The sequence below is a fragment of the Dietzia sp. CW19 genome, assembly GCF_014145265.1.
GTDB lineage: Bacteria > Actinomycetota > Actinomycetes > Mycobacteriales > Mycobacteriaceae > Dietzia > Dietzia natronolimnaea.
The window spans coordinates 20665-20913 of sequence record NZ_JAALEE010000559.1 but is presented as its reverse complement, the minus strand read 5'-3'; the positions used below and the strand labels follow the sequence as shown (position 1 = coordinate 20913).

Annotated in this window: 1 protein-coding gene; it reads right to left on the bottom strand. The window is 64.7% G+C overall.

The window, feature by feature from the left end; genetic code table 11:
• A partial coding sequence (locus tag G6021_RS15855) for a Ku protein (protein WP_347238991.1) occupies nucleotides 1-249 on the bottom strand: 249 nt, incomplete at both ends.

The following is a 249-nucleotide window of genomic DNA, read 5'->3' as shown; positions in this document are numbered from 1 at the left end:
CCCGGCCACAGCAACGTCTGCAGCATGAGAATATCCTTGTACACCCGTAGCGCGCACAAGCGGGTGCGATTACGCAGCGTGAACGTGCAGATCGCCAGCCGATCCGTCGACTCCAGCGCCTCCCGCATCAGCACGTACGCCCGGTTCGACCGCGACGCCGGCTCCAAGAAGTAGGCGCTGTCAAAGGCGACCGGATCCACCTGGTCCGCCGGGACGAACTCGGTCACCTCGATCTCGTGGGACTGCTCC